At 66.0% G+C, this 20,107-nt stretch carries 20 protein-coding genes; 11 read left to right on the top strand and 9 right to left on the bottom strand.

Features of this window, described 5'->3' with window-relative positions; translation table 11 throughout:
• Nucleotides 1-21: 21 nt before the first annotated feature.
• From ACOJB8_RS24470 to pdxH, 3 genes are all read right to left on the bottom strand, one after another.
• Complete coding sequence (locus ACOJB8_RS24470; RefSeq protein WP_475014775.1) at nucleotides 22-1,434, bottom strand: DUF72 domain-containing protein; 1,413 nt, start codon at nucleotides 1,432-1,434, stop codon at nucleotides 22-24.
• Nucleotides 1,435-1,554: 120 nt separating this feature from the next.
• A complete protein-coding gene (locus ACOJB8_RS24465) occupies nucleotides 1,555-2,769 on the bottom strand; it encodes a class I SAM-dependent methyltransferase (RefSeq protein ID WP_475014773.1) in 1,215 nt (404 codons plus the stop codon).
• Between the two features lie 183 nt (nucleotides 2,770-2,952).
• Nucleotides 2,953-3,594, bottom strand: a complete 642-nt coding sequence (pdxH, locus tag ACOJB8_RS24460; protein ID WP_475014771.1) for a pyridoxamine 5'-phosphate oxidase — start codon at nucleotides 3,592-3,594, stop codon at nucleotides 2,953-2,955.
• Between the two features lie 176 nt (nucleotides 3,595-3,770).
• Here pdxH and tcdA point away from each other — a divergent pair, with 176 nt between their 5' ends.
• Nucleotides 3,771-4,643 (top strand): tRNA cyclic N6-threonylcarbamoyladenosine(37) synthase TcdA, encoded by an 873-nt coding sequence (tcdA, locus tag ACOJB8_RS24455; RefSeq protein WP_475014769.1) that lies wholly within the window; start codon nucleotides 3,771-3,773, stop codon nucleotides 4,641-4,643.
• Between the two features lie 90 nt (nucleotides 4,644-4,733).
• Here the strand turns inward: tcdA and ACOJB8_RS24450 are convergent, their stop codons facing one another.
• Nucleotides 4,734-5,468 carry a Crp/Fnr family transcriptional regulator gene (locus ACOJB8_RS24450; protein ID WP_069267766.1) on the bottom strand — a complete coding sequence of 245 codons (735 nt, stop codon included), beginning with the start codon at nucleotides 5,466-5,468 and terminating at the stop codon, nucleotides 4,734-4,736.
• Between the two features lie 743 nt (nucleotides 5,469-6,211).
• Between ACOJB8_RS24450 and ACOJB8_RS24445 the strand changes: the two genes are divergently transcribed.
• Nucleotides 6,212-7,750: a mannose-1-phosphate guanylyltransferase/mannose-6-phosphate isomerase gene (locus ACOJB8_RS24445; protein ID WP_475014767.1), complete on the top strand. Its 1,539-nt coding sequence runs from the start codon at nucleotides 6,212-6,214 to the stop codon at nucleotides 7,748-7,750.
• 50 nt (nucleotides 7,751-7,800) lie between these two features.
• Here ACOJB8_RS24445 and trxA read toward each other — a convergent pair whose 3' ends face one another.
• Nucleotides 7,801-8,649: a thioredoxin gene (gene trxA / locus ACOJB8_RS24440; RefSeq protein WP_342947709.1), complete on the bottom strand. Its 849-nt coding sequence runs from the start codon at nucleotides 8,647-8,649 to the stop codon at nucleotides 7,801-7,803.
• 91 nt (nucleotides 8,650-8,740) lie between these two features.
• Nucleotides 8,741-9,622 carry a pirin family protein gene (locus ACOJB8_RS24435; RefSeq protein ID WP_368603956.1) on the bottom strand — a complete coding sequence of 294 codons (882 nt, stop codon included), beginning with the start codon at nucleotides 9,620-9,622 and terminating at the stop codon, nucleotides 8,741-8,743.
• A 221-nt stretch (nucleotides 9,623-9,843) separates the two neighbouring features.
• On the opposite strand from ACOJB8_RS24435, the gene ACOJB8_RS24430 reads away from it, so the two are divergent.
• Nucleotides 9,844-10,740 (top strand): EamA family transporter, encoded by an 897-nt coding sequence (locus tag ACOJB8_RS24430; protein ID WP_475014765.1) that lies wholly within the window; start codon nucleotides 9,844-9,846, stop codon nucleotides 10,738-10,740.
• Between the two features lie 84 nt (nucleotides 10,741-10,824).
• Here ACOJB8_RS24430 and ACOJB8_RS24425 read toward each other — a convergent pair whose 3' ends face one another.
• On the bottom strand, nucleotides 10,825-12,372 hold the full coding sequence (locus tag ACOJB8_RS24425) for an N-acetylmuramoyl-L-alanine amidase (protein ID WP_406953116.1): 1,548 nt from the start codon (nucleotides 12,370-12,372) through the stop codon (nucleotides 10,825-10,827).
• Nucleotides 12,354-12,944, bottom strand: coding sequence for a tRNA (adenosine(37)-N6)-threonylcarbamoyltransferase complex ATPase subunit type 1 TsaE (tsaE, locus tag ACOJB8_RS24420; RefSeq protein ID WP_342947713.1), 591 nt, complete (start codon nucleotides 12,942-12,944; stop codon nucleotides 12,354-12,356). Before tsaE ends, ACOJB8_RS24425 begins: the two co-directional genes overlap by 19 nt.
• 137 nt (nucleotides 12,945-13,081) lie before the next feature.
• Between tsaE and queG the strand changes: the two genes are divergently transcribed.
• The 7 genes from queG (at nucleotide 13,082) to ACOJB8_RS24385 (ending at nucleotide 18,175) form a co-directional block, all read left to right on the top strand.
• Complete coding sequence (queG, locus tag ACOJB8_RS24415; protein WP_475014763.1) at nucleotides 13,082-14,347, top strand: tRNA epoxyqueuosine(34) reductase QueG; 1,266 nt, start codon at nucleotides 13,082-13,084, stop codon at nucleotides 14,345-14,347.
• Nucleotides 14,348-14,463: 116 nt separating this feature from the next.
• Nucleotides 14,464-14,949 carry a methylated-DNA--[protein]-cysteine S-methyltransferase gene (locus tag ACOJB8_RS24410; protein WP_069267827.1) on the top strand — a complete coding sequence of 162 codons (486 nt, stop codon included), beginning with the start codon at nucleotides 14,464-14,466 and terminating at the stop codon, nucleotides 14,947-14,949.
• A gap of 10 nt (nucleotides 14,950-14,959) precedes the next feature.
• Complete coding sequence (xerD, locus tag ACOJB8_RS24405; RefSeq protein ID WP_069267826.1) at nucleotides 14,960-15,934, top strand: site-specific tyrosine recombinase XerD; 975 nt, start codon at nucleotides 14,960-14,962, stop codon at nucleotides 15,932-15,934.
• A 42-nt stretch (nucleotides 15,935-15,976) separates the two neighbouring features.
• Nucleotides 15,977-16,468 carry a Cys-tRNA(Pro) deacylase gene (ybaK, locus tag ACOJB8_RS24400; RefSeq protein WP_342947716.1) on the top strand — a complete coding sequence of 164 codons (492 nt, stop codon included), beginning with the start codon at nucleotides 15,977-15,979 and terminating at the stop codon, nucleotides 16,466-16,468.
• A 200-nt stretch (nucleotides 16,469-16,668) separates the two neighbouring features.
• Nucleotides 16,669-17,289 (top strand): glycerol-3-phosphate 1-O-acyltransferase PlsY, encoded by a 621-nt coding sequence (gene plsY, locus ACOJB8_RS24395; RefSeq protein WP_069267759.1) that lies wholly within the window; start codon nucleotides 16,669-16,671, stop codon nucleotides 17,287-17,289.
• An 81-nt stretch (nucleotides 17,290-17,370) separates the two neighbouring features.
• The gene (locus ACOJB8_RS24390) at nucleotides 17,371-17,694 is read left to right on the top strand and encodes an ArsR/SmtB family transcription factor (protein ID WP_368616805.1); all 324 of its coding nucleotides are present in this window, start codon (nucleotides 17,371-17,373) and stop codon (nucleotides 17,692-17,694) included.
• A complete protein-coding gene (locus ACOJB8_RS24385; protein ID WP_342947718.1) occupies nucleotides 17,687-18,175 on the top strand; it encodes an SRPBCC family protein in 489 nt (162 codons plus the stop codon). Before ACOJB8_RS24390 ends, ACOJB8_RS24385 begins: the two co-directional genes overlap by 8 nt.
• A gap of 84 nt (nucleotides 18,176-18,259) precedes the next feature.
• Here ACOJB8_RS24385 and ACOJB8_RS24380 read toward each other — a convergent pair whose 3' ends face one another.
• Nucleotides 18,260-18,745: a YajQ family cyclic di-GMP-binding protein gene (locus ACOJB8_RS24380; protein ID WP_028209548.1), complete on the bottom strand. Its 486-nt coding sequence runs from the start codon at nucleotides 18,743-18,745 to the stop codon at nucleotides 18,260-18,262.
• Nucleotides 18,746-19,023: 278 nt separating this feature from the next.
• On the opposite strand from ACOJB8_RS24380, the gene murB reads away from it, so the two are divergent.
• On the top strand, nucleotides 19,024-20,079 hold the full coding sequence (gene murB, locus ACOJB8_RS24375; RefSeq protein ID WP_069267825.1) for a UDP-N-acetylmuramate dehydrogenase: 1,056 nt from the start codon (nucleotides 19,024-19,026) through the stop codon (nucleotides 20,077-20,079).
• The last annotated feature ends 28 nt before the right edge of the window (nucleotides 20,080-20,107 follow it).

Below are 20,107 nucleotides of genomic sequence, written 5' to 3'. Positions count from 1 at the left end.
GTTTCGTTGCCGTTGCGCGCCTCAGTCTTCCTTTTCTTCTTCTGTTTGCGCGCCGGGCGGCGTTTCGTCCGGCGTCGCATCACATGCGGCGTGCGGCGCCAATTCCCCGCGCAAGCGTTCCATCTCGTCCGCAATCGCCCGCGCGAGCTTCGCGCAGGTGAGCGGCGCCGATCCCTCCGCCTTGTTGTTCGTCGTGATCAGCACGGGCTGGCCGGCCATCGCGTAGCGCGCGGCCAGTTCCGCGAGCGTGACGCGCGTGTGCGGGTCTTCGTCCACCAGCTTGTCGAACGGCTCGTAGCGCGCCTTCGCCTGCTCGTACTTGAAGCCGCTGTGCAGGCTCCAGCGCACGATCAGCGGGCCGGCCGGGGTTTCGCCGTCCATCAGCGCGAGCGCGGCGGCCTGGCGCAACGGGTCCGGCATGCGGGCGTGCAGGCCTACGCAGTAGCGCACGCCCGCGGCGCGCAGCGTGCGCACGAAGCGCGGCGTGAGCAGGATGGCGTCGCGGATCTCGATGGCGTAGCAGGGACCGTCGCCGGCTGCGGCGGGATCGGACGATTGGGGCAGCGGCGGCAGCGCGGCGAGGAAGGCGGTTAGCCTCTTGACGAACGCCGCTGGGTCGGCCAGCAGCTGATCGGGCAGCGGCGGGAACTGGAACACGAGCGCGCCGGCCTTGCCGCCGAGGCCTGCAAGGCAAGGCTCGACGAATTCGCGCGCGGCCAGTTCCGCGTTGAGAAAGCACGGGTTCGCGGAAACAGGCTCGCCACGCTCGCCGCGCACGCTGGCGTCGGTGACGAGCGCCGGCGCCTTCACGATGAAGCGGAAGTGGTCCGGCACCTGCTGCGCGTAGCGCAGGTAATCGGTGACGGTGAGCGGCGCATAGAACGAGCGGTCGATGCTCACCGAGCGCAGCAGCGGATGCGCGCCGTAGGCCGAGAGGCCGTCACGGGCAAGCTTCGACTGGCTGTAATCCTCTCCGTAGACGATGCCGCGCCACCCCGGAAACGACCACGACGAGGTGCCAAGGCGCACGCTCGCAGGCAGCGCGGCGGCGACGTCGAGCGTGTCTTGCGTGGCTACGGCGGGCAGCACACCGCGGCCGCGGCGTTTGGGAGCGTCGGGTTTGGGCGTCGGCTTTTTCGGCCGTTGTTCGCGCGGCAGGCCATCTTCGCGCGCTTCGATTTCGCCGTCGTTCTCGCGCGTGGCGCGGGCAGGGCGCTGGGTAGCAGGCTTCGTCGCAGGCGCGCTCGCCGGCGCCGCGAAGCCGAACAAGTCAGGCTGCGGTTCGGCGGCGGCTTCGGCTTTCGGCGTGTTGCGGCGCGCAGCCGGGCGGACGGCCTGATGCGCGCCCGCCTGGGCCGCGTTGGGGCTGGGGTCGTTGGCCGACCCGCGTGTGCTGTCGCCAAACAGGTCGTGGCCTTCGTCGCGTTCGTTCATGCAGTGGCGTCGCGCTGTGGCGTCGTGATGGCGGTCGTTGGGGCGAAGCCGCCCGGGCCGCGCGCAACTGCGGGAACAGTCGATATGCCGGCGGCGCGGCAAACCGCGCCGCCGCCTGCGTCAGAGCGGCTTCTCGTACATATACCGGCGCGACCACGGCAGCGTGCTCGCGCTGCGGCCGGCCTTGCGGCAGACGATCTGGAAGATCGACACGTCGTCGTGCTCGAACGCGTACGCGCAACCCGCCAGATAAACGCGCCAGATGCGGAACTTTTCGTCGTCGACGAGCTGTTTCGCTTCCTCGGCGCGCGCCTCGAAATTCTCCGCCCACAAATCGAGCGTGTGCGCATAGTGACGGCGCAGGCTTTCCACGTCAACCGCTTCGAGGCCGCCGTGCTGCGCCGCCTGGAGCGCAAGGCCGATGTGCGGCAGCTCGCCGTCGGGGAACACGTAGCGGTCGATGAACTCGCCGCCGCCCAGCGCCGTTTCGCCGGATTCGGCGTCCGACGAGGTGATGCCGTGGTTCATGGCGACGCCGTCGTCGGCGAGCAGGTCGTGGACCTTGCGGAAATAGCCCGGCAGATTCTTGCGCCCGACGTGCTCGAACATGCCCACGCTCGTGATGCGGTCGAATTCGCCCTGGATGTCGCGATAGTCCTGCAGGCGGATCTCGATACGGTCTTCGAGGCCGGCCGCCTTCACACGCCCCGTCGCGAGATCGAACTGGTTCTGCGAGAGTGTTACACCCACGCAGCGCGCGCCGAACTTCTGCGCCGCGCGCAGCACGAGCGCACCCCATCCGCAGCCGATGTCGAGCAGCGTGTGACCTTCCTGCACCTGGATCTTGGTGAGGATATGGTCGATTTTCTTGAGCTGGGCGGTGGCGAGGTCTTCGTCGCCGTTTTCGAAGTACGCGCACGAATAGACCATGTTCTCATCGAGCCAGAGCTGGTAGAACTCGTTCGAGACGTCGTAGTGGTACTGGATGGCCTGCTTGTCCGTGGACTTCGAGTGCGTGAAATAGCGGCGCACGCGTGCGAGCTTGCTGGCGCTGGTGACGGTGTTGCGCGCGAGCGAATAGCTGATGTTGATGATGTCGGCGAGCTTGCCTTCGATGTCGATCTTGCCCTTGACGTAGGCCTCGCCCAGGTTGTCGAGGCTCGGCGTGAGAAGAAGCGGCAGCGCCGACGCGCTATTGACCTTGAGCGTGACCCGAGGCGCGGCGAAGTGGCCGAAGTCGTATTGCTGGCCGCTCCAGAGCACGAGGCGGGCGGGCAAGTCGGCCTTGCTGCGCACTTCTTCTACCCACTGTGCGAGTTTTTTCTCCCAGAACATGCGTTTCTCTCCATGTCAGATGAACGATTGAAGCCCAACGACAAAAGCGAATTGCGATGCAGGTTTTTTGGCAACAGCGTTACGGCGACAGCGAAGTACTGAACGACATACAACGAAAGCGGTGAGACGAAAACCCGACGGGCGCGGCGTAAGTGCGGTAAGCGTGTCACGCCGCGCATGCGCTCAGGGCGCGAGACGCTCGATGCGCCAGGCCACATTCGCGCTCTCACGCGTGTAGCGGATACGGTCGTGCAGGCGCGACGGGCGGCCTTGCCAGAACTCGATGGCCTCCGGGACGAGCCGGTAACCGCCCCAATGCGGCGGGCGCGGCGGCGTCTCGCCATACTGCGCGGCGATTTCGCGCTCGCGCGCTTCGAGCGTCTCGCGGTTCGCGATCACCGTGCTTTGCTCCGAGGCCCATGCGCCAATGCGCGAGCCGAGCGGGCGCGAGTTGAAGTAGGCGTCGCTTTCCTCTGCGCTCGTGAGTTCGACCTTGCCCTCGATGCGGACCTGGCGCTCCAGCTCGATCCAGTGAAAGAGCAGCGCCGCATGCGGATTCGCGCTCAACTCGCGGCCCTTGCGGCTCTCGTAGTTCGTGAAGAATACGAAGCCGCGCTCGTCCACGCCCTTGATGAGCAGGATGCGCGCGGCGGGGCGGCCTTGTGCGTCGACCGTGGCGACCGTCATGGCGTTGGGCTCGGGCAGCTTCGCGTCGAGCGCCTGGGCGAACCAGGTCTGGAACTGGCGGATCGGATCGGGATCGACGTCGGCGGCGTCGAGCGAGCCGAGCGAGTAGGTCTTGCGGAGATCGGCGAGGGAGGTCATCTTTTAGGCAGACGCTTCAATGCGGACAAGTATATCGAAGAGACAGGAAGCAGGGGCCCGGCCAGGGGTGCGCGGCTGGGGCCTCCCGGCCTCATTCGGCGCGATCAGGCAAAATACGGGTCTTGCGAGGACCGCGACAGCAGCGTGCGACCGGTCCGCTTACGATTGCTACCGTCATGTCCAGTACCCCGATTTCCCCTGCCACCGGCTCTGTCGATCTTACCCCGAGCCCCGCCGACGATGTTGCCGACCGCGCCCGCCGATTCGGCGGAATCGCGCGGCTTTATGGCGCACCCGCGCTCGAAGCGTTCGAGCGCGCCCACGTTGCCGTGATCGGCATTGGCGGCGTGGGCTCGTGGGCCGCCGAGGCGCTCGCGCGCAGCGCGATCGGCACGCTCACGCTGATCGACCTCGACAACGTGGCCGAGAGCAACACCAACCGCCAGATCCACGCGCTCGACGGCAACTACGGCAAGCCCAAGGTCGAGGCCATGGCCGAGCGCATCAAGCTCATCGACCCGGCCTGCGACGTGCGCCTCGTCGAAGATTTCGTCGAGCCGTCGAACTTCGATGCGTTGCTGGGCGGCGGCTTCGACTACGTGATCGACGCCATCGACAGCGTGCGCACCAAGACCGCGTTGATCGCCTGGTGCGTGGAGCACCGCGTGCCGCTCATTACGGTGGGCGGCGCGGGCGGGCAGCTCGACCCCACGCGGATTCGCATCGACGACCTCGCGCTCACGATCCAGGACCCGCTGCTCTCCAAGGTGCGCGGCCAGTTGCGCAAGCAGCACGGCTTTCCGCGGGGGCCGAAGGCGAAATTCAAGGTGAGCGCGGTGTATTCGGACGAGCCGCTCATCTATCCCGAGGCGGCTGTGTGCGATATCGACGCCGAGGCCGAGCACGTCACCACATCGCCGGGGCATCACGGTCCGGTGGGGCTGAACTGCGCGGGCTTCGGCTCGAGCGTGTGCGTGACGGCGAGTTTTGGTTTCGCGGCGGCTTCGTACGTGCTGCGAGCGTTGGCGCATCAAGCCAGCGGGCGTTGAAGGCGAGCGCCTGGAACGCAAGAAAGCGTGCCTTTTAGGCACGCTTTCGTATCGAGGTGGAAAGCGAACGAACCGCGCGCGTCGGCCGCCTTATTCGACCGCTTCCGCTTCGTGCAGGCGCGGCAGCAGACGATCGAACTCGCGGCGCACGAGACCGTAGCACTCGCATGCGCGCGCTTCGAGGCGCTTGCGATCGAGTACGCGGATCTTGCCGCGGCTGTGATGGATCAGACCTTCGTCATGCAGCTTGCCGGCTGCTTCCGTGACGCCTTCGCGGCGCACGCCGAGCATGTCGGCGATCAGTTGCTGCGTCACGCTCAGATCGTTGGAGTCGACGCGATCCACTTCGATCAGCAGCCACCGGCACAGCTGCTTGCTCAGCGAGTGGTGGCGGTTGCAGGCGGCCGTCTGTGCGACCTGCGTGAGCAGCGCGTGCATGTAAAGCAGCGTAACGCGACGCAGGAGGTCCGAGCGCGCAAACTGCTGCTTGAGCGCCTGTGCGCTGATGCGGTACGCGAAGCCCGAACTTTGCACCTGCACGCGGTTCGGCATCGTTTCGCCGCCGGTCAGCACAGGCACGCCGGTCATGCCTTCCCGGCCCACCGCTGCAATTTCGACGGAACTGCCGTCTTCCATTGTCGTGAGCATCGAGATGACGGCAGTCGTCGGAAAGTACACATGATGAATACGCTGGCCGCAATCGCAGAGCAGCTGTTCAGTGCGCAGTTGAACGAGTTCAAGATGCGGCGCCAACGCCTGCCACTCGTTTGACGGAAGTGCGCCAAGCAGATGATTGCCGTGCAAATCGGATTGAAGGGTCAACATGATCGGTCCTCGCGTAAAGCGGCGTGTGCCGCCTCCTGTTTTTTCTGCTTCCGGCTGCCGAATTTTTTGTTATCGCCGCTACCCGTTCGGCTATACGTTCGTTGCGCCGGCCCCATAAGCCCCACTAGCGTTTTGCGATCTCGTTTGTCGGCATCTACGCCAGTGCGGTGAACTCTACTTAGCAGGGGTTGTGCCAGCAGCCGCGAAAGTGAGGACGCTTGCGGCCTGGCGTTGCGCCAGCTATTTCCGGGGCGACGCAAAGCCGCATTATTGTTTCAGTTCTGTACTGCGCCAGCGCGGCGCCGTTTGCGAAGTCGCTAGAGTTTGTTGTTGCCAACGCCTTGATTTATATAGCGACTTTCGCTCGTCAGACGGATGCGCGGAAATGAGTCCTCGCTGAAACATCGTCGGGCCATCGCCGCGAACGCGTTGTGCGCCTGCCTTTGTTGCGCTGCGGTGTTGATCCACTTCTGTTGGGGGGCTACCGACACTGTCGCAAAAACGTTCGGATGTGAAACATCACCTTGCGCGGCCATCTTCGCGCTTCGTGCGTTGCCGCACATAACGATGACTGCGCGATGACTGCGCGATGACCAGACCTGCGCTGCAAGGAAAAAATTCCTGGCGCACTGAGCGCTCAATGTGGCTGCGCGTACAGATTCGCGCGATACGTATTGTTCAAATGTCACCCGTACGCCAACCAATAACGAGACTCGGTGCATGACTTCGGGGGAGTGACACAAATGAACAACGATGTGACATCTGCCAGCCTGATAGCCGCGATCAGCGAAGGTGACGCTGAACTCGTCGTTCAGCCCGTCGTGCTGGCGGGCGGTTCCGGCACGCGGTTATGGCCGCTTTCGCGCGAACACTGTCCCAAGCAACTGATCGATCTGCTCGATGGCGAGTCGCTGCTCGAGGCGACTGTACGGCGCCTCGACGGCATGTTCCTGCACGCCGGCGCCCCGCTGCCTGAAGCGCACACAGCGGTTCGCAAAGCTGCGCCATTCGTCGTGAGCAGCGAGGACTTGCGCCATCTGACCGCTGACCGTCTTGGTCGCAGCGGCTTGGCCGCTCGCTTCGTGCTCGAACCGCTCGCGCGCAACACGGCGCCCGCGCTGACGGCGGTAGCACTCGCCGCGAGCCGCGACGGCGACCCCGTGCTCGTTGCCATGCCCGCTGATCATCTGATCGCCGATGGCGCCGCGTTTGCTGCCGCGCTCGAAGAAGCCGTGGCACACGCGGCGCGCGGCGCCATCGTCACACTTGGCGTGCCGCCGCAGCGCGCCGAAACGGGCTACGGCTACATCGGCGCGGGTTTGCCGCTCGGCAGCAGCGGCGCGCGCAGCATCGAGCATTTTGTCGAGAAGCCGGACGCCGAGCGCGCTGTGAGCTATGTTGCTTCGGGGAACTATCTTTGGAACAGTGGGATTTTCGTTGTGCGCGCATCGGTCTGGCTCTCGGCGATCGCGCACAGCCGGCCGCTCATCGCGGCGCAGTGCGCGGCGGCCTTCGAAAATGCCTCCGTCGACGCTGACGGCACCGTCCACTTGAACCGCGATGCACTCGCTGCCTGTCCGTCCGATTCGATCGACTACGCGGTGATGGAGTCGGTCGGCGTGAACGCGCGGCTCGCGGGCGTGGTCGTACCGCTTCGTTCGGGCTGGTCGGACGTCGGCGCGTGGGATGCCCTGTGGCAAGTCTCGGAGAAGGACGAGAAGGGCAACGTCGCGCGCGGGCGCGTGCTGTTCGAGGATGCGACGGATACCTTCGTGCATTCGGACGGGCGACTCGTTGCCTGCGTGGGCGTGCGGGGCATGGTGGTGGTCGAGACGGCGGACGCCGTGCTCGTCGTCGCGAAGGACCGCGTTCAGGACGTCAAGGCGGTGGTCACGCGGCTCAAGGCGCAACACAGTGAGGTGGCGCGGCAGCACCGGCGCGTGGAGCGCCCGTGGGGCTGGTACGACTCGGTCGATCAGGGCGAGCGCTTTCAGGTCAAGCGCATCGTTGTCAAGCCGGGCGGCCGGCTTTCGTTGCAGATGCATCACCACCGCGCGGAGCACTGGACCGTGGTGCGCGGGACGGCGCGCGTGACGCGTGGCGAGGAGGTGCTCCTGCTTTCCGAAAACGAATCGACCTATATCCCGCTTGGCATGACGCACCGGCTCGAGAATCCGGGCAAGACCGCGCTCGAGATCATCGAGGTGCAGTCGGGCTGTTATCTCGGTGAGGACGACATCGTGCGCTTCGACGACCAGTACGGTCGGGTTCAGCAGGCGTAGCCGACTGAACGCAAGGCGAGGACGCCCGCGGCGTCCTCGGCCGCTCGATATCAGTTCAGCGTTGCACTGAGCCTGCGCCGCCACTCGCTCACGAGCTGCGGCTGATGCGCCGCGAGATCGAACACGGAAAGCATGGTCTTGCGGCCCACGTCGTCGCGGAAGGCGCGGTCGCGCTTGACGATCTCCAGCAGATGCTCGAGCGCCCCCGCGTATTTGCGGCGCGCGATCAGCGCGTTCGCCAGATCGAAGCGCGCTTCGAGGTCGCCGGGGTTGGCGGCGACCTGGGCTTCGAGCGCATCGGTGGGCGGCAGGTCGGCGGCGGCGTCGAGCGCGTCGAGGCGCGTCTTGAGCGCGTTAAAGCGCGCGTCGATGCCCTGCGTGGTCTTGGGCGAGAGCAGCTCGACTTCCTTTTGTGCGTCGTCGGCGCGGTTGTCGGCGAGCAGCATCTCGATCAGGTCCATGCGCACTTCGTCGTTGCCCGGATCGAACGCGAGCGCGGCCTGTAGCGCTTCATAGGCTTCGTCGCGGCGGCCCTCGGCCAGCGCTTCCTGCGCGGCGCGGCGCGCAGCGTCGGCGCCGTCGGGGATCAGCCCGTCGAGGAACTGGCGCAGCTGGCCTTCGGGCAGCACGCCCACGAACTGATCGACCGCCTGACGGTCCGCGAACGCCACGACGTGCGGAATGCTGCGCACGCCGAAGTGCGCGGCGAGTTCCTGATTCTCGTCGACGTTCACCTTCACGAGCTTCCATTTGCCCGCGTACTCGGCCTCGAGCTTTTCGAGCATCGGGCCGAGGCTCTTGCAAGGGCCGCACCAGGGCGCCCAGAAGTCGACCAGCACCGGCGCTAGCGCCGACGCTTCGATCACGTCTTTTTCGAAAGTGGCGAGAGTGGTGTCCATTGCGTCCTCGTTGAGATAACCGTTATGTCGCTAGTTGGGGACGAAACGCCCTGGTTTCAATCATCCTCCGAAAGCGGCGAGCCGTTAGCCTTTAGCGCGGCTTCTTTTCCGGCAGCGGAATCCATTCCGTTTCGCCGGGAACATGCCCCATTTCCTGGCGCGTCCAGGCCTCCTTCGCGGCTTCGATCTTTTCGCGCGAGCTTGCCACGAAGTTCCATTCGATGAAGCGCTCGCCTTCGAGCTTTTCCCCGCCGAGCAGCATCACGCGTGCCCCGTTCGCGCTCGAGAGGGTGGCGGTTTCGCCCGGCACCAGCACGGCCATGGTGTGCTGTTCGAGCGGGGTGCCGTCGATCGCGAGGTCGCCTTCCACGAGATAGACGCCGCGCTCTTCGTGCTCCGCGTCGAGCGCGAATGCGCTGCCCGGCGCGAAATCTGCGGCGACGTAGAGCGTGCCGGAAAAGGTCTCGACCGGCGAGGTCGCGCCGAACGCCGTGCCCGCGATCACGCGCATCGTGACGCCGTTGCGCTCGATTTCGGGCAGCGTGGCGGCGGTGTGATGGAAGAACGACGGTTCGGTGTCTTCATGATCGAGCGGCAGCGCCACCCAGGTCTGGATGCCGTGCATGGTGAGGCCGGTGGCGCGGTCCTCGTCGGGCGTGCGCTCCGAGTGGACGATGCCGCGCCCGGCCGTCATCCAGTTCACGTCGCCGGGCACGATCTTCTGGCTGGACCCGATGCTGTCCCGATGCATCAGCGCGCCGTCGAAGAGATACGTGACCGTTGCGAGCCCGATATGCGGGTGCGGGCGCACATCCACGCCCGAGCCTGGCGCGAGCGTGGCGGGGCCCATGTGGTCGAAGAAGATGAACGGACCGACGAGGCGAGCGGCGAGCGCGGGCAGCACGCGCCGCACATAGAGATTGCCGATGTCGCGTTGATGAGGCTTGAGAACCGCTTTGATCGATGAGGACATGATGCTTCCTGGATGAGTCGTACGGCGCGGGTTATCGTCGAAGTCGGCGCGCGGGCACGCCGCGCGCGAGGCTGGCGCTCATTCTAACGCCGGCTTTCCCGGCGTGCGGCCAAGGCAACGGCCCGGCGCTGGAGGCACGGCGCGGGGCGTCACCAAGTGGCGCGAGGCGGTAAGATCGCCGCTTCGAAGAACAGGCATGACGCAAAAAAGGGGGGAAAGGGATGTCGCCGAAGGACTTGTTGCTCGCGCTGGTGGTGGTGCTCGCGTGGGGCGTGAACTTCGTCGTGATCAAGGTGGGGCTGCACGGCGTGCCGCCGCTCCTGCTCGGCGCGCTGCGTTTCATGCTGGCGGCTTTTCCCGCGGTGCTGTTCGTGAAGCCTCCGCAATTGCCGCTGCGCTGGCTGCTGGCCTACGGCGCGACCATCTCGCTCGGCCAGTTCGCGTTCCTCTTCACGGCCATGTACGTGGGCATGCCCGCGGGTCTCGCTTCGGTCGTGCTGCAGGCGCAGGCGTTCTTCACGCTCGGTTTTGCGGCGGTGTTTCTGCGTGAGCGCTTTCACGCGCAGAACGTCATCGGCTTGTTGATCGCGGCAGGCGGGCTCGCACTGATCGGCTTGCAGTCGATGGGCGGTGGCGCTCAGGGGATGACCATCGCCGGCTTCGTGCTCACGCTGTGTGCGGCCTGCATGTGGGCGCTCGGCAATATCGTCACGAAGAAGGTGGGCAAGGTGGATCTCGTCGGCCTCGTGGTGTGGGCGAGTCTCGTGCCGCCACTGCCGTTTCTCGTGCTCTCGTACTGGATGGAAGGTCCGCAGCGCATTGTGGCCGCGCTCTCGGGCATCGGCATGACGTCGGTGGGCGCGATCTTTTATCTCGCGTTCGTGGCGACGCTCATCGGCTATAGCCTCTGGAGTCGCCTGCTCTCGAAGTATCCCGCCAGCCAGGTGGCGCCGTTCTCGCTGCTCGTGCCGATTGTCGGCCTCGCCTCGGCGTCGCTGCTGCTCGGCGAGCAGTTGACCGCGGCCGAGATCGGCGGCGCCGTGCTCGTGATGGGCGGCCTCGCCGTCAACGTGTTCGGGGGCTGGGTCAAGCAGCGCCTCGGGGCCGTGCGCTCGTAACCATCCTGCTTCAAATGAAAAACGCCGCGCGAGCCCGAAGGCTTGCGCGGCGCTGCTGAAGCCGCCAGATGCCTCACGCGGCGCTCAGGTCATACGGCTCTTCGCAAGCGGCGGATTGGCCGCGAAATAGCGCCTGATGCCCTTGAGAATCGCGTTCGCCATCTTGTCGCGATAGGCGTCGTCGTTGAGCCTGGTCTCTTCTTCGGGATTGCTGATGAAAGCCGTTTCCACGAGGATCGACGGAATGTCGGGTGCCTTGAGCACCGCGAAGCCCGCCTGCTCGACCGAGCCTTTGTGCAGCTTGTTGATCTCGCCGACCTCGTTGAGCACGAAGCCGCCGTAACGCAGCGAGTCGCGGATCTGCGCCGTCGTGGACATGTCGAAGAGCGCACGGTTCACCGCGGCGTCGGCCGTCTGCACGCTGATGCCGCCGATCTGGTCCGACGAGTTCTCCTTGTTCGCCATCCAGCGCGCCGCGGCGCTCGTCGCGCCGTGCTCCGACAGCGCGAACACTGACGAGCCGCGTGCCTCCGGCGTCGTGAACGCGTCGGCGTGAATCGACACGAACAGGTCCGCGCCCACGCGGCGCGCCTTCTGCACGCGCACGTTCAGCGGCACGAAGAAGTCGGCGTCGCGCGTCATCATCGCGCGCATGTTGGGCTGGGCGTCGATCTTCGCGCGCAGCTTCTTCGCGATGTCGAGCGCGACGTGCTTCTCGTAGGTGCCCGCACTGCCGATCGCGCCCGGGTCCTCGCCGCCGTGGCCCGGATCGATCGCGACCGTCAACAGGCGCGTGGTGCCGCCCCTGGTGGACTTCGGCGCGGTGAAGCCGTAGTTGTCGTCGGCGCTGGCATTGTCGTCGTCGCTGTTGCGCTGGGCGACGACGGGCGGCTTCGGCGCAGCAGGCTTCGGCGCACGCGGCGCAACCACGGGGGGCGCGGAACGCGGCGTGCTCGGCGCGGTGCCCGCGTCGTTCTGCGCGTAACGCTCGAAGAATGCGTCGCTGTTGTCGTGCGCGGGCGGCGTATTAGGACCCGCGAGCGTGGGCGGCGTGGAAGGCGGCGCGCTGTCCTTCATCGCTTCGTGCGCGTCGAGCTGCTGCTGCTTGCGCTCGGTTTGCGCGAGCAGGTCCATGAGCGGGTCGGGCGCGACCGCCGGATAAAGGTCGAACACGAGCCGGTACTTGTACGAGCCGATAGGGGCAAGCGTGAACACCTGGGGCTTCACACCGCCCTTGAGGTCGAACACCATGCGCACCACGTGCGGCTGATACTGGCCCACGCGCACGGCCTGGATCTGCGGATCGTTCGGCGTGATCTTGGAGACGAGGTTCTTGAGCGCGTCGTCGAGATCGAGTCCGGTGAGATCGACGACGAGACGATCGGGGCCCTGCAGCAGTTGCTGCGTGTTCTGCAGCGGCTGGTCCGATTCGATCGTGACGCGGGTGTAGTCGCGCGCGGGCCACACCCGCACGCCGACGACCGACGTGGCCCACGCGAGGCGCGGCACGGCAAGACCGAGCACGAGCGTGGAGGCGCCCGCCTTCAGAATCTGCCGGCGACGCCAGTTGTGCGTGGCGGTGGCGGCCGATTCGATCGAGCGGAACGGTTTGATTAACATCTTTCTAGACATGCCTTTCCTGATGCGCTGTATGCGTATGCGGTGAGCACGCGGCCTTCGCCGCTTGCATCCGGCTCCAGCGAGAACACGAGATCGGGTATGCCAAGCAGGCCGCCCGCGCGTTGCGGCCATTCGACGAGGCACACCGCATCTTGCGCGAAATATTCGCGGAAGCCCGAGTCGGCCCATTCGGCCGGATCGCTGAAACGGTACAGATCGAAGTGATAAAGCTGGAGTTCCCCACAGGGCGTTGTAACCGTGTACGGTTCGACGAGTGTGTAGGTGGGGCTGCGCACGCGGCCCGTGTGGCCGAGCGCGCGCAACGTGGCGCGCACGAGCGAGGTCTTGCCCGCGCCAAGGTCGCCGTGCAGCTGCACGTGCAGACCGTGAAAGGGCGGTGCGTCGCGATTTTGCGCGCTCGTTTGTGCAACTTTTGCGCGCAGCGAATCGAGCGCGTGCGCAAAGCGTGCGCCGAAGGCGTCGGTGGCGTCGGCGTCTGCGAGATCGAAACGGCGCTCGAGGAGAACGGCGGCGGATGGATCAAGCGAAAGCGGCGCGTGGTCGTGACCGGGGCTGTCGGGCATTCTCGTAAAATGGCGTGATGAACCCCAAGCATTCCCCTTCCAACTCCGCGCAGGATGCGCGCGCGTCTTCGGAGGCGTTCGACCCAACGTCCGTTCAGGCGCCGCGAGATTCGACTGCGCCTGCTGCCGGGCAGGCCATGCCGCTCGATGAGGCGGCGCTCGCCGCGCTCGCGGCGCGCATCCGGACGTGGGGGCGCGAGCTGGGGTTCGGTGCGATCGGTATTAGTGACACCGACCTTTCCCATGCCGAGGCGGGCCTCGCCGCGTGGCTCGAAGCAGGCTGCCACGGCGAGATGGATTATATGGCCAAACATGGGATGAAACGCGCGCGGCCCGCCGAGCTTGTGGCCGGCACGCGACGCGTGATTACCGCACGCATGGCCTATTTGCCCATCGATACGCTCGCGCCGAATGCAGCGGGAAAGACGCACGAAAGTGCTTCGCAAGGCGGCTCGGATCGCAGCGGGAGCGCTGGTGCTGCGGTGGGCAACGAAGTTGGCACGGACGTTGCCCACGAGAGCATTCACGCCGACTGGCGTCTGCGCGAGCACGCGCGTCTCGCCGACCCGCACGCCGCCGTCGTGTCAATTTACGCGCGCGGCCGCGACTATCACAAAGTGCTGCGCGCGCGGCTGCAGCAGCTTGCCGAGCGCATCGAGGCCGAGATCGGCCAGTTCGGTTTTCGCGTGTTCACCGACTCCGCGCCGGTGCTCGAAGTCGAGCTTGCGCAGAAGGCGGGCGTGGGCTGGCGCGGCAAGCACACGCTGCTCCTGCAGCGCGATGCGGGCTCGCTCTTCTTTCTCGGCGAGATCTACGTGGACGTGCCGCTGCCTGCCGACGCCGACGCCGACGACCCGGCCAGGGCCGCGCCCGAAACACCTGGCGCGCATTGCGGCAGCTGCACGCGCTGCATCGACGCGTGTCCGACGGGCGCGATCACCGGCCCGTATCGCGTGGATGCGCGCCGCTGCATCTCCTATCTCACGATCGAACTAAAGGGCAGTATTCCCCTGGAACTGCGCGAGCTGATCGGCAATCGTGTGTATGGCTGCGACGACTGCCAGCTCGTGTGCCCATGGAACAAGTTCGCGAAGGCCGCGCCCGTGGCCGATTTCGACGTGCGCCACGGGCTCGATCGCGCGAGTCTCGTCGAGCTGTTCGGTTGGAGCGCGGCGCAGTTCGACGAGCGCATGCAGGGCAGCGCGATACGGCGCATCGGCTACGAAAGCTGGTCGCGCAATATCGCGGTGGCGATGGGCAATGCGCTGCGCGCCACGCATGAAGGCGCGGATAGCGCCCGCGACGCCGCGCGCGCTGCGATCGTGCAGGCGTTGCGCGGGCGCGAGCATGACGAGTCGGCGCTCGTGCGCGAGCATGTGCTCTGGGCGCTCGAAGCGGCTTGATGCGGATGAAAACGGCAGAGGCTGGCATGGACCTGAAACTGAACGACGGCGCGCTGGAAATCGCGCGCACAACGCGGCACCATGGCGTGCAACGTTCGCGCACGAAGGAGACGACGATGTTCAACGCAGTGATCGACGCGCCATTCGGCAAGGTCGGCATCCGCACCGTCGGGCAAGCGCTGCGCGAGATCGTCTATCTGCCGGGACAGACGGCGAGCGTCGAGCCCGATTGTGAGCTTGCTTCGCGCGCGGCCGTTCAGATCGAGCAGTATTTCGAGGACGCCGACGCCGGCTTCGACCTGCCGCTCGCACCGCTCGGCACCGAGTTCCAGCGGCGCGTGTGGGACGGCATCTGCGCAATCGAAGCGGGCGAAGTCTTGACCTACGGCGAACTCGCGAAGCGCATTGGCGGCGTGAGCCCGCGCGCCGTGGGCCAGGCGTGCGGCGACAATCCCTTTCCGCTCGTGATTCCGTGTCATCGCGTGGTGTCGGCGAGCGGTCTCGGCGGCTTCGCGCATCACGGCGGCGAAGGCTTCTTTCGCGACGTGAAGCGCTGGCTGCTCGCCCACGAATGCACATCGAACCGATTTCAACTGCGCTGACACGATGACGATGACGACGAATCCGCCGCCGCTTGACTCAAGCGATGCCGCCGACGAAGTGGAGCAGGCGCTCGGCCCCGCCGCCGCCGAAGCGCTGGCATCGAGCCTCACCGCCATCGACACGTTCTGCGACGCCATGTGGCTCGAGCACGGCCTCTCGCGCAACACGCTCGACGCCTACCGGCGCGATTTGCGCCTCTTCGCGCAATGGCTCGCGAGCGAGCGCTCCAATTCGCTCGATACGACCCACGAAGACGATTTGCTTGCCTATAGCGCGCGTCGCAAGGACGATAAATCCACTTCGGCGAACCGGCGCCTTTCGGTATTTCGCCGCTACTACGGCTGGGCGCTGCGCGAGCAGCGCGTGCATACGGACCCGACCGTGCGCATCCGCTCGGCAAAGCAGGCGCCGCGTTTTCCGTCGACGTTGAGCGAGGCGCAAGTCGAGGCACTGCTGGGCGCGCCCGATGTCGAGACGCCGCTCGGCCTGCGCGATCGCACGATGCTCGAGCTGATGTACGCGAGTGGCCTGCGCGTGACCGAACTCGTCACGCTCAAGACCGTCGAGGTGGGCCTGAACGAAGGCGTCGTGCGGGTGCTCGGCAAGGGCTCGAAAGAGCGGCTCATTCCGTTTGGCGAGGAGGCGCACGCGTGGATCGAGCGCTACCTGCGCGAGTCGCGGCCGGCGCTGCTCGGCGCACGCACGGCCGACGCGCTGTTCGTGACCGCGCGCGCCGAAGGGATGACACGCCAGCAGTTCTGGCACATCATCAAGCGCCACGCGGCGGCGGCCGGCGTGCATGCGCCGCTCTCGCCGCATACGATGCGCCACGCGTTCGCCACGCACCTGCTCAATCACGGCGCGGACCTACGGGTCGTGCAGCTTCTGCTCGGCCATAGCGACATTTCCACCACGCAGATCTATACGCACGTGGCCCGCGAGCGGCTGCGTCTGTTGCATGAGAAGCATCATCCGCGCGGGTGAGGTTGAAGCGATCGTTGCAGACCGTGCGATTACAATGCGCCGATGAGCAAAACGAAACACGTGTCCGAAACGCCCGCCACGCAGATGCTGCGCCGCGCGGGCGTCGCGTTCGGCGAGCATCCCTACGAGTATGTCGAGCACGGCGGCACGGAAGAGTCCGCGCGCCAGCTCGGTGTGGACGAGCATCGCGTCGTCAAGACGCTGGTGATGGAGGACGAGCACGCTAAGCCGCTCATCGTCCTGATGCATGGCGACCGCAAGGTGTCGACGAAGAATCTCGCGCGGCAGATCGGCGCGAAACGCATCGAGCCCTGTAAACCCGACGTCGCGAACCGTCATTCGGGGTACCTCGTGGGCGGCACTTCACCCTTCGGCACCAAGAAAGCCATGCCCGTGTATGTCGAGTCGACCATACTCGAACTCGACGAAATCTGGCTCAATGGGGGCCGTCGCGGCTATCTCGTGAGCCTTGCCCCGGCGGTGCTCACGACGCTCCTGAACGCGAAGCCGGTGCAGTGCGCAAGCGTCGAATAGCGCACGGCGAACGGTGACTGGACGCTTCCGCCCGTTCCCGTTGCTTCCCTGATTTACCCTGGTTCGTGCGTGCTTATGCCGCCTGCGCGGGCAGGGCGCGCCCGCGCTTCGGTAGAATGAGCGCCGTCGCGCGTTGCCGGGCGGCGATGACCATCGCTTGCTCCCGGCGCGCATCGTTCCACTTCCTCCGGGTTTCGTGCATGTACAACCTGTTCGTCGCCGTTCTCGCCTATCTGATCGGCTCGGTTTCGTTCGCCGTGATCGTGAGCGCCTTCATGGGCCTCGACGATCCGCGCTCCTACGGCTCCGGCAATCCCGGCGCGACCAACGTGCTGCGCAGCGGCAACAAGAAGGCCGCGATCCTCACGCTGATCGGCGATGCGTTCAAGGGCTGGCTGGCCGTCTGGCTCGTCGCGCACTTCGGCCCGCGTTACGGTCTGGGCGACGCCGCCGTCGCGCTCGCCGCGATCGCCGTGTTCCTCGGCCACCTGTATCCAGTGTTCTTCCGCTTCAAGGGCGGCAAGGGCGTCGCCACCGCGGCCGGCGTCCTGCTCGCCGTGAATCCGATTCTCGGTGTCGCCACGCTCGCCACCTGGCTCATCGTCGCGTTCTTCACGCGCTACTCGTCGCTCGCGGCGCTGGCGGCTGCCGTGTTCGCGCCGCTCTACTACGTGTTCATGTTCGGCCCGCGCATCGTCGCGCTCGCCATCCTCGCCATGAGCGTGCTGCTGTTCTGGCGGCATCGCGCGAACATCTCCAAGCTCATCGCGGGCAAGGAGAGCCGCATCGGCGAGAAGAAGGCGGCCGGCGCCGGCAAGTAGGCCGGGTGCGACGGGAGAAGACGGCGCTGCGGCGCCGTTTTTTCACCTTGACATGCAACCATACGGTTGCATAATCAATGCATGAACGACGACGCCGTATTCCGCGCGCTGGCGGACGCGAGCCGCCGTCAACTGCTTGACCGCCTCCACGCAAAAAACGGCCAGACGCTGACCGATTTATGCGAAGGGCTGGCCATCTCGCGTCAGGCCGTTACGAAGCATCTCACGGTGCTGGAAGAGGCGAACCTCGTCGCGACGCAGCGGCATGGGCGCGAGAAGCGGCATTTCATCAATCCGGTCCCCATCGGCGAGATTGCCGCACGCTGGATCGGCAAGTTCGAGCACGAGCGCGTGGGTGCGCTCGTCGACCTCAAGCGATCACTCGAAGGAGATAGCCATGAGTAGCGACAAGCACACGCAAGGCAGTGCAGCCGGCGACTCGACGTTCGTCTACGTCACGTTCATCCGCACCACGCCGGAAGCGTTGTGGACGGCGCTCACGAGCCGCGAGTTCACCGAGCGCTACTGGTTCGGCATGCATCACGAATGCGACTGGCAAACGGGCTCGCCCTGGTCGCTGCGCTTCGCCGACGGCCGGATCGCCGACTCGGGCGCGGTGCTCGAATCCGATCCCCCGCGCCGGCTCGTGCTGCGCTGGCGCAACATGTTCCTGGCCGAACTCCATGCCGAGGGCGATTCGCTTTGCACGATCGACATCGAACCCGTGGAGCACGCGATCAAGCTCACGATTACGCACCACATGGCGCGGCCGGGATCGGTCTTCATCGAGAAGGTGTCGGGCGGCTGGCCACGCATCCTCTCGAATCTCAAGACACTGCTGGAAACCGGCGAGGTGCTCATGCCGCTCGTGGTGACGGCGGACTGAGCGCGAGAAAGCGAGCGCGCGCGGCGACGTGTGAAACGAAACGGGGCGGCCCGAGCCGCCCCGCAATACGCTGGACTTGCCGCCTTAGTCGCGGAAGTTGTTGAAGTCGAGCGGCGTGTCGGTCACGTCCTTGCGCAGCATGGCGATCACGCTTTGCAGGTCGTCGCGCTTGGCGCCCGTCACGCGCACGGCGTCGCCCTGGATGCTCGCCTGGACCTTGATCTTGCTGTCCTTCACGAGCCTCACGATCTTCTTCGCGAGGTCGCCCGACACACCCTTCTTCACGGTGATGACCTGCTTGACCTTGTCGCCGCCGATCTTCTCGATCTTGCCGTAGTCGAGGAAGCGCACGTCCACATTGCGCTTGGCCATTTTCGACACGAGCACGTCCTTCACCTGGCCGAGCTTGAAGTCGTCGTCGGCGAACGCGGTCAGCTCGCGCTCTTTCTGCTCGACGCGCGAATCCGAGCCCTTGAAGTCGAAGCGTGTGGAGATCTCCTTGTTGGACTGCTCCACGGCGTTCTTTACTTCGATCATGTTGGCTTCGCTGACGACGTCAAACGATGGCATTGCTTTCTCCAAAAAGTACGAGGTGCGCAAACGGCGGTGCAAAAACCATGCAAGCCAAATGCCCGCGGGTCGCAGCTGTATTCCGCAGCCCACAGACGCATTTTCAGGCAGCGGTTCGCACACTCGCTATAATCACGGACCGACGCCATTCTACCGGCGCCGTTGCGTTTGCCCAAGGCGGCTTGCCGCCGCCCGGAGGCGAGTCAGCAGTGCGCAGGTGCCTCCCGGCGGCCTTTCCGGCCATTTTTCGTCTGCTGTCCGTGTTCCGTTCTTTCTCGATGCCCGTCGTCCAAACGCCCGTTACAACGTCACCTGTGTGGTTCGCCGCCGGCTTTGCGCTGCGCGCGCACAACACATTTGGCTTCGACGTGCGTGCGCGCTACGCGTGCCGCGTTGAAAGCGAGGCCGACCTTGCTGCCGCGGTGCGCGACCCGCGCGCCCAGGGCTTGCGTACGCTCGTGCTGGGTGGTGGCAGCAACGTCGTGCTCACGCGCGACTTCGACGGTCTCGTGCTGCTCATGGCGCTGACCGGCAAGCGCGTGGCCTACGAAGACGGCCACGCCTGGTACGTGGAAGCGGCCGCGGGCGAGAACTGGCACGATTTTGTGTCCTGGACGCTCGAAGCGGGCATGCCGGGCCTCGAGAATCTGGCGCTGATTCCGGGCACGGTGGGCGCGGCGCCCATTCAGAACATCGGCGCCTACGGGCTCGAGATGGCCGAGCGCTGCGTGTCGGTGCGGGCCATCGAAATGGCGACCGGCAAAGCCGTGGAGTTCGACGCGGGCGCCTGCCGCTTTGGCTATCGCGACAGCTTCTTCAAGCGCGAAGGGCGCGATCGTTTCGTCATCACGTCGGTCACGTTCCGCCTGCCGAAGGTGTGGCAGGCCAACGCGGGCTATGCGGATCTCGCGCGCGAGCTGGCCCAGCACAACGCCGGCGAGGCGCCGCATGCGCGTGCCGTATTCAACGCTGTGGTCGCGGTGCGGCGCGCGAAGCTGCCTGACCCGCTCGAACTCGGCAATGCGGGTAGTTTCTTCAAGAACCCCGTGATCGAAGCGCAGCAGTTCGATACGCTCGTCGTGCGCGAGCCGCAGATCGTTTCGTACCACCAGGCCGACGGGCGCGTGAAGCTCGCGGCGGGCTGGATGATCGACCGGTGCGGCTGGAAGGGCCGTGCGCTGCGGGCCGCGGCGGTGCACGAGCGTCAGGCGCTCGTGCTCGTCAATCGCGGCGGTGCGACCGGCGCGGACATTCTCGAACTCGCAGAGGCGATCCAGCGCGACGTGCTCGCGCGCTTCGGCGTGGAGCTGGAGCAGGAACCCGTCAGCCTCTAAGGCCGCACAGGCGCCGCCCGGCGCCTTG

The sequence above is a fragment of the Paraburkholderia sp. BR10141 genome, assembly GCF_056155635.1.
Note: the sequence above shows the minus strand (reverse complement) of the source record. Positions and strands in the feature narration are given on the sequence as shown.